Genomic DNA, 8246 nt, shown 5'->3' on the forward strand with positions numbered 1-8246 from the left:
TTATTAAAACGCCTGAATGTTTAGAAAAAGCGTGGGAAGCTTTGGGAGAGCATCCACTGATTGCAGAGAGCTTTGTGCCATTTGATTATGAAGTCTCACAAATTGCCTCACGCGATCAGTTTGGGCATATTGCCTTTTATCCTTTGGTTAGAAATGAGCATCGTGATGGCATTTTACGTGAAACGCATGTGTTGATGGAGAAAAATGAACTAAGTATTGACGCGCAAGAAGCAGTGAAGCGTTTGCTTGAGCACTTTAATTATGTCGGCACTTTTGCTGTTGAGTTTTTTGTTAAAAATAATCAGCTTTTTGCCAATGAAATGGCACCGCGCGTGCACAACTCAGGACATTGGTCAATTAATGGTGCTAATGTCAGCCAATTTGAAAACCATATGCGCGCGATCAGTGGTGAGAATGTTGCTAAGATCAAAACATTAGCGCAACATATATTAATGATTAATCTCATTGCTGAGGATGTGCCCAATAAACAACTACCTGTTAATAGCTATGCCAAAAGTTATGGCAAGAGCTTAAGAGTAGGACGTAAGATGGGACACATTAATATTGTTGATAATGAACTAGAAACATTTATCAATAGTGTTAATATGATCTATCAAAATATTGAGGCAAAACCATGTTTGGAGGAGTTTTAAGTGTCAGATCAGCTCAGTGTTGCTTATTTTGCGGCAGGGTCCTTTAGCGGTGTCGAGCATTATTTTGCCAAAGAAAAAGGCGTTATCAAAACGGCAGTTGGCTATATGGCGGGAAAAACGCTGAATCCTACTTATCATGACGTGAAAACAGGGCAAACTGAGCATTTGGAAGTCGTTAAAGTTGAGTATGATCCACGTCTTGTCAGTTATGAAACTTTAGTGAAGCTTTTTTTGAAATTCATGATCCGACACAGAAAGATGGTCAAGGTGTTGATATTGGCTCGCAATATTTAAGTGCTGTTTTATATACAAATGACATGGAAAAAACGACTTGCCAGCAAGTGATTGATTATCTTGAAGCGCAAGGTTTAACGATTGCAACACAGTTAGTTGATGCTAACCTTCACCCATTTTGGTTGGCTGAAGACTACCATCAACAGTATTTTAATAAACACGCGCACTTGCATGTCTGTCATCGACGTGTGGAACGATTTGATTAACTATGAACGAGTAAAACGAGAAAGTATATGTTTGAAATAAGTGAAAATATCGAAAATTATTATGAGTTAAGCCAAACAGTGCGCGAGAAAATGCGCATGATTGATGATATGGCAGATCAGTTAGGTGAGCTTTTGGATTGGAACTTGACCGTTGATTTTCAGATTATCAATCAAGATGATAAATCATCATTATATGGTGTATCCATTATTGCAGGGGAATCAGATGACGACGAAGCACCGGTGTTTTTCTCAACAGCATCGGCAGATGAGGCATTGATCCGTTTACAAGTTTATCTAGAGTTAATGGAGACATTTGAAATTAGCAATTTGGCAAGATCTGAAGAATATTACCAACAGTCATTGGATAAGCTTGCGCATTATTACAATGATTCTTGTGATGATTTGTTACATCAAATCGTGCTTGAGAGTTTCTTTGAGTTTAATGAGAGGTTGGTCGACAATTAAATGTAGGGGCGTATTGCACCAGCTAGCACCTCTCCCTTTGCGGGAGAGGTCGTGTAGCTTTAGCTGCATGGGTGAGGGGTATGCATATGTATACACCCAAATTTGAATTTGCTAATTTTCTTAATTACTCCTAGGCTTAAATGGATTTTAAATAGCGGAAAAACCAAACGAATGGCAAGGATGGTGGCGGTATGAAAAAAAGGCTTTATTTTTATATCTTTTATATTTTTTATACATTGATTGTTACTGCAACCAGTGTAAAGTTAGCTTATCCGGCAGCAAATAGTTATCAGCAAACTGTGTCACTTAACTCATGGATGATACAACAGCAAGAGAAGTGCAAGAAAGATCAAGACCAAACATCAATGACTTTATGTGCTTTGAATAGTTGGTTGTCTCCTGCATTAAAATCGCAAATTGCCCAATCAACTATGAATCTACATCTTAAAGCGCTTGATGCGCATAAATCACAAGTTCAGTTGACTGTTGCTAAAGAGACCAACGCGCCTTATGTCAATATAGATTTGTTTTTAGAACAATTGGGTTTGTGGCAACAGCCTATGGATTGGCAAGCATATTTAAATCCCTCAATCCTTAATAAGGGTATAATAGAAATCTCCTACCCATTAATGATTGCTAGTCGTCAAATCATTGACTTTATAGGGCTGCCTGCACAGACACAGTTTATTCCGCAACAGTTAGAGAAAATGTATCCCGCGCAATTAACGGCAATGATCACTAAAAAGAAGCAAGTCATTGATATTGATATCAAGCTTGATATCGCAAAACTCGCACTTATGCACATGAATTTTCATGCGCAAGTTGATGGTGTGCTGTCGCTTAGTCCATTATTGGCAAATTTTACAAAACAAGACGTCCAAGATGGTGTTAAAAACAAGGTCTATCCCAGTGAGTTTACGCTTAGTCTAACTAATACAGGGCTTATTGAAGATATTATGCAGGAGTTATTGGGTGATCAATCATTGATATATTCACCCATGTTATTGATGCATTTATCCGACTATTTCACGCAAATCGCCTTATTGCAACGTGATTCGTTATTAAAACGAGGATTTATCAGTTTGGCTGATTTTGTTGTGTTACCCAGAAGTTTGAGTATCAAGGCCGTGAATAACTACGGGAAGCAACAAAGTTTTAGCTTATGGCAAGATATGCTTGATTGGCTTAACTTTGATTATCAATGGCAGACGCTAACACTTAAGCAGCAAAAAGATAAAAGTAGTGCACTGCAACAAAAAATATTCAAGGTTAATGCGCAAAGAGTTAAATATAAAAATAAGGTATTATCTCTTTTTAAGAGGGGCTTTTCTTATCAATTTTTCAGTAATGATGTTGAAGTAAAATAAGCTAAAAAAGATAAAGTTTTTAAATATCACGCACATTGCTCGCAAAAAAATCAATATTCACTATGTTTACAATACTGCTTGCTGTTGATTTGCAGTTAGATGAATCAGGAATTTGTTAAAACTTGGAAGCAAAAGAGGCTATGACCATATTCCTGTCCATTTTGATTGTATAAGCGCTGGCTGAGCGTGAGTCGAAGCCTCTATGAGGGTGTAACTTTTCCAAGCTTACCCACTTCGACTAATGCTCAGTGCATCGCTTCGATTTATGCTCAGGGTACGGTGAGCATTTGTGGGTGAATATTTAGTCTTAGCCGTAAAAGAAGTGAAAAAAGCAGAAGAAAACATAAACGATAAAAGGTGATGATATGCTAGGAAGGTACTCAAAAAATCTGTTTGCACTCGTTGCAATCGGTTTCGTTATATTATTAAGCGCTTGTGGTGGCGGTGGTGGCTCATCAACTGTGGCTGTAGGCACACAGACCGTGAATTGCCCACAGGGGTCAACCTGTGCACCTGAACAGGTGTCAATGGTTGAAGCTCAATCATAATCAAGGAGGATACGATGAAAATTAAACGATTAAATATACATTATCTTGCTATTTTAATGGGGGCGTCTGTGTCGGCATCGTATGCTGTGCCGACATCAGGCGATTATGTAAACGATCTGCCACAGACCTATACCAATAATTTCACGCAAGAGACGATGGATCAGATTAACGGTATTTTGTGTGTGTTTGCGCAAACGAATTATCCTGAGTTTACAAATCAGGGTGCTTATCTATCAAAGGTTGATATGAATGCTTGCAATATGGGTGATGAGCGAAGTGACAACAGTGTGCCAATTTTGTCTGATATTGTTGGTGAGTCAACGAATGTCAATGGCGTGCAAACGGTGACTTTCTGGATTGATGGCTTACAAGTGGGTGATGGTGACACGGTATTGATTGAAGGAAAATTAGTGGCAACGGAAACACCAACGACACTTAATCCTTATGGTGTCTTTAGCTTAAACTACGTATCTTATCCTTATGTTAATGGTGTATTAAATCGCACAACACCGCAATTTAGAGGATTTATTAGTGCTTCACAGGCGACCAATGGACGTGCTTTAGTGAAATACTTTGAAACGGAAAGCAATGGCAACAATAGTCGTAATGTGGCATTAGCTTTTATCCAAACGGCTGAAAATACCGGTTATGGGCAGATCTCAAGTGTTTTTAATCAAAGCTCAATGTTGGCAAAGATTGCGTTTAATAGCAGCCATTTAGAAAATTTGGTCACACGTGCTGATTTAACCAATGGTCAAGCTGAGATTTGTTATGATCGCAATAATTACACCACAAGTGTCTATCGCTATGGTTTGTATAATGCGGATGGTAGTCGCGTTAATCGTGATTCCGGTGGCTTCCCCGTTGAAATTACCATTAATAATGAAACAAAACGTGGTTGGTTAAGTTTTTATGGGTTATGGTTGCCAGGTAACCCGACGGTTGCTGATGGTGCGGCTGCCACGAAAAAAGACATGCAAACAGGTGCGTCAACTGCTGGTACCATTGAAGTGGGGCCAGGAAGGCTTGAGTTGCAAACGGCGCGTTCAATTACATTGGACCAGTTAACAGGTACACGTTTACGTCTACATGCGCTTAATCAAAATCTAACCACAGCAATTGTGTTATGGAATTCAACGACTCAGCAATTTGACAAAGTCGGTGAGGATAGTTGTGGTCAAAGTGGTTGTAACTTTACCCCTGTAACACCTGCAGTAGCTATTTCCAACTCAGATTTGCAAAATACTTATTTAGGTCAGAACTATAGTCTAAATGTATCGATTGATGGTGTTGGGGGCGGTGGCTTTACCAATATTCCAATGCGTGATCAAAATAATCAAGTTGTGTTACCAACCAATAATACACAATTAGTCGTATGGACAAGCGCGCTTGTAGCACCCACAGCAGCAGATGATACTTTAACACTGCATTGCTATAATAATTGTCCTGTGTGGAATAATGGCTTAACTCAATGGGAAACCAAGTATCCAGCGTGGGATAGCTCAGGGTCTCCTAATCTCTACTTAACCTATACGATTAATAAAAACATTCTTGCGACTAATAATGCCTATGCATTATTAGATCCAAATGGCGTGCCTGTAACCTCAACAACTGATAATTTATGGGTTGGTGAGATGGTAGCAAATACAGTTAATGTCGGTACGAATATTGATAATTTATACAATGGCACCATTACTCAAAAGTATACTTGGCAAAGTGGTCCGCAACCTTGGAATAAGTTCTATACTTTTAAAGCAACCAGTGACAATAGTATCAGTAGTTTTGAGCCACCGATTAGCTTAACCTACAATGATGGTCAGGGTAGTCGTTTTATCGAGTACGAATCTTTTGGACAGTTAAACGGTATTCCAGGTAAATGTTATAGTCGTTTAGATAACACCTTACAATCTCAATGTAATGGTAATGATCAGATTTGGGTGCCTGATTATAATGTGCCAACAGGGGCTGAACTTACGCAAACAGCAAATGCCAATGTTAGCTATTTTGTCAAGCAGTTGGGTATTGCGCAAAACTTACTTCCCCTTGCCGCAGGAGCAGCAAGAGATGCGTGTATCAGTGATCTACAAACATTAATTACCCAAGCCGGCACCGATAGCAATGTCACCTTGCCAACATTGAGTGATTGGGTTGATCCAAATATTGGTACGATGCCAAACGTTGGTGATATTCCAAAAGTAATTGCAGGGGTTACGCAACCGCAAACATAGTTATACCGCACGCAAACCATTTTACAGAATTTCTATCATTGAATTTCCTGTGCTTCCGAATGATTTGGTATTGCTAATAGTCCTAGCTATTACCTGCAACCCAATCATTCGGAAGCGTCAAAAACTTCTTCGACATTAAATACCATAAAATGATTTACGAACGGTATTATTCCGCTTTAAGTGATCGGGTTAATAATGCATGAGCTGTTGTGCGCATATCTTGATTTTCGTGGAGAATGCTATAAACCGCTTCAACGATTGGCATTGACACATTGTGTTTCTGTGCCAACTTATAGACAGCATTTGCTGAAGAAATGCCTTCAACCACTTGTTTGACTTCGTTGCAAGCCTCATCAATCGTTTTGCCTTGACCAACAAGTACGCCAAAACGGCGATTTCGTGATTGATTGTCAGTACAGGTTAATAACAGATCACCAAGCCCGCTTAAGCCATAAAAGGTCTCAAGTTTTCCTCCTAAGGTTAGGCCTAACTGGGTTAGTTCATTAAGTCCACGCGTAATTAAGCCCGCACGCGCGTTAGCGCCAAAACCAAGACCGTCTGAGATACCACAAGCAATGGCAAGTGCGTTTTTAACAGCGCCGCCGATTTCAGCCCCAGTGACATCTGTCGAGGTATAACAGCGAAAATTATCGCTATTAAAAAGCAGTTGAATATGTTTGGCATAATCATTGTTCTTCGAAGCAGCCAAAATAGCAGTAGGTAAGCCTTTGGCAACTTCTTTGGCAAAGCTAGGTCCTGTGATTAAACCAAAAGGATTGTCTTTTAGGATAGCTTCAGCCATTTGGTCTAATAGTTGATAACTATGATGGCAAAAACCTTTTGTTGCTGAAATCACGCCTTGTGTGCTTTTTAAATGTGGTTTAACTGCTTCGAGTGTTTTGACAAAACCAATACTTGGTGTTGCCATTAAGATGTCATCACATTGATGGATAACACTCTGCCAATCATTGATGGCAATTAAATTTGTTGGAAAAACAACATCAGGCAAGTAGCTGTGATTATGTTTATCACGAATCATTTGTGTATTATGTGTGTCTTTCCATGAGTGGATATAAACCATGTGTCCAACGCGTGCTAGTTGTAACGCAAGCGCTGTGCCCCACGAACCGGCACCCATGACAAGCATTGTATTATTCATAAAAATAGTAACTCCAGTTGTTTATGCTGATGGTTTGATGCCAAGCAAGCGATCACTTTCTTGATAGGCTTTATCAGCAAATACGCCCATCCATTCTTTCACATCATTAAATTGCTCACTAAATTCAAGTTTGCCATTGGTTGATTTTAATTGTTCGACTTGTTTTAAAATCAATTGGGCATAATCATGAATGCTGTTTAAGCGCTCATGGTCAGAGGCAATAATATTGGCATATAAGTCGGCATCCTGACTAAATAGGCGTCCAATAATGTTAAGCTCCATTTTGTAAACAGGGCTTGAAATTGCCATTAATTCTTCCAAGTGGATATTATGTTGTTTTAAGAATATTCCCATGCAAAATACGGAGAAATGTTCAATGCCTTGGATAAATGTCATTGCTTGGTCATGAGCGCTTGCGGTCATTTTTTTAAGGGTAAACCCTAAGGTGATCAGATCGCTGATAAACCATTGATAATGTTTAGCGTCGCGCCCATCGCAGTAAACAATAACCTGTTTATTGCTGTTGGTGACGGTTGGTCCAAAAATCGGGTGAAGTCCAACAACAGCACCACGATGTGTGCTGAGCATTTTGGTTATTGGTGCTGATTTGATGCTGGTTAAGTCCGCAAGTATGGTATCAGAGCTAATATAACGAGACGCTCTTGTAATGATCTCATCAGTAAGCGCAATCGGTGTGCTGATAATCACCATATCTTGACTCTTAAGAAGTGTTTGCGCTTCTTGCCAATCGTCTTCACCAAAAAGGGTTATCTCATAATACGCAAGTTGTTTAAGAAAAAAAGCTAGGCATTGCCCCATAGCGCCATGACCACCAATAATGCAAATACGACGCATTGGCGCTTTTGTTATTTCCTTTATTTCTTTCATTTCTGTCATGATTTTATACCTTTAGCCATAATGTAATGGGTCCATCATTGGTAAGTGATACTTGCATATTGGCGCCGAATTTCCCTTGTTGAATGCGTGCATATTTCTGCGTGATGTCAGCATAAAACTCAGCAAATTTTGCTTTGGCAATCTGTGGTGGGCATGCTCCAGAAAAGCTCGGGCGTAAGCCGCGATCAGTATTAGCAGCCAATGTGAATTGCGGCACAAGTAACAACGCACCATTGATATCAATGAGGCTCTTGTTAAGCTTGCCATGATCATCTTCAAAAATGCGTTGATTTAAAAGCTTGTGTGCCATCTTGTCATATTCTTTTTGTCCATCTTTCTCTTCGATACAGATAAATGTGAATCAAGGTTTAAATTATGCACAGTATTTTTGTGCCAGCAACTCAAATGCTGCACATAGCCTTCCAAATA

At 39.4% G+C, this 8246-nt stretch carries 8 protein-coding genes and 1 pseudogene; 6 read left to right on the plus strand and 3 right to left on the minus strand.

The annotated features are described in order from the left end of the window. From ACY10D_RS01500 to ACY10D_RS01525, 6 genes and pseudogenes are all read left to right on the plus strand, one after another. A partial coding sequence (locus tag ACY10D_RS01500; protein WP_486999047.1) for an ATP-grasp domain-containing protein occupies positions 1–653 on the plus strand: 653 nt, incomplete at its 5' end. Beyond that, a pseudogene (gene msrA, locus ACY10D_RS01505) lies at positions 654–1153 on the plus strand (peptide-methionine (S)-S-oxide reductase MsrA). Positions 1154–1180: 27 nt separating this feature from the next. Further along, a complete protein-coding gene (locus ACY10D_RS01510; RefSeq protein ID WP_486999048.1) occupies positions 1181–1618 on the plus strand; it encodes a hypothetical protein in 438 nt (145 codons plus the stop codon). A 191-nt stretch (positions 1619–1809) separates the two neighbouring features. Next, a complete protein-coding gene (locus ACY10D_RS01515) occupies positions 1810–2985 on the plus strand; it encodes a hypothetical protein (RefSeq protein ID WP_486999049.1) in 1176 nt (391 codons plus the stop codon). Between the two features lie 365 nt (positions 2986–3350). Continuing rightward, positions 3351–3533 carry a hypothetical protein gene (locus tag ACY10D_RS01520; protein WP_486999050.1) on the plus strand — a complete coding sequence of 61 codons (183 nt, stop codon included), beginning with the start codon at positions 3351–3353 and terminating at the stop codon, positions 3531–3533. A 14-nt stretch (positions 3534–3547) separates the two neighbouring features. Beyond that, complete coding sequence (locus ACY10D_RS01525) at positions 3548–5761, plus strand: hypothetical protein (protein WP_486999051.1); 2214 nt, start codon at positions 3548–3550, stop codon at positions 5759–5761. A gap of 166 nt (positions 5762–5927) precedes the next feature. On the opposite strand, the gene ACY10D_RS01530 is transcribed toward ACY10D_RS01525, so the two are convergent. From ACY10D_RS01530 to dtd, 3 genes are read right to left on the minus strand one after another with little or no spacing between them, the layout of a single operon-like run. Then, a complete protein-coding gene (locus tag ACY10D_RS01530) occupies positions 5928–6920 on the minus strand; it encodes an NAD(P)H-dependent glycerol-3-phosphate dehydrogenase (protein ID WP_486999052.1) in 993 nt (330 codons plus the stop codon). A gap of 21 nt (positions 6921–6941) precedes the next feature. After that, complete coding sequence (gene tyrA, locus ACY10D_RS01535; RefSeq protein WP_486999053.1) at positions 6942–7817, minus strand: bifunctional chorismate mutase/prephenate dehydrogenase; 876 nt, start codon at positions 7815–7817, stop codon at positions 6942–6944. 4 nt (positions 7818–7821) lie between these two features. Then, a complete protein-coding gene (gene dtd, locus ACY10D_RS01540) occupies positions 7822–8127 on the minus strand; it encodes a D-aminoacyl-tRNA deacylase (RefSeq protein ID WP_486999054.1) in 306 nt (101 codons plus the stop codon). Positions 8128–8246: the final 119 nt, after the last annotated feature.

The organism is Cysteiniphilum sp., from assembly GCF_057495195.1.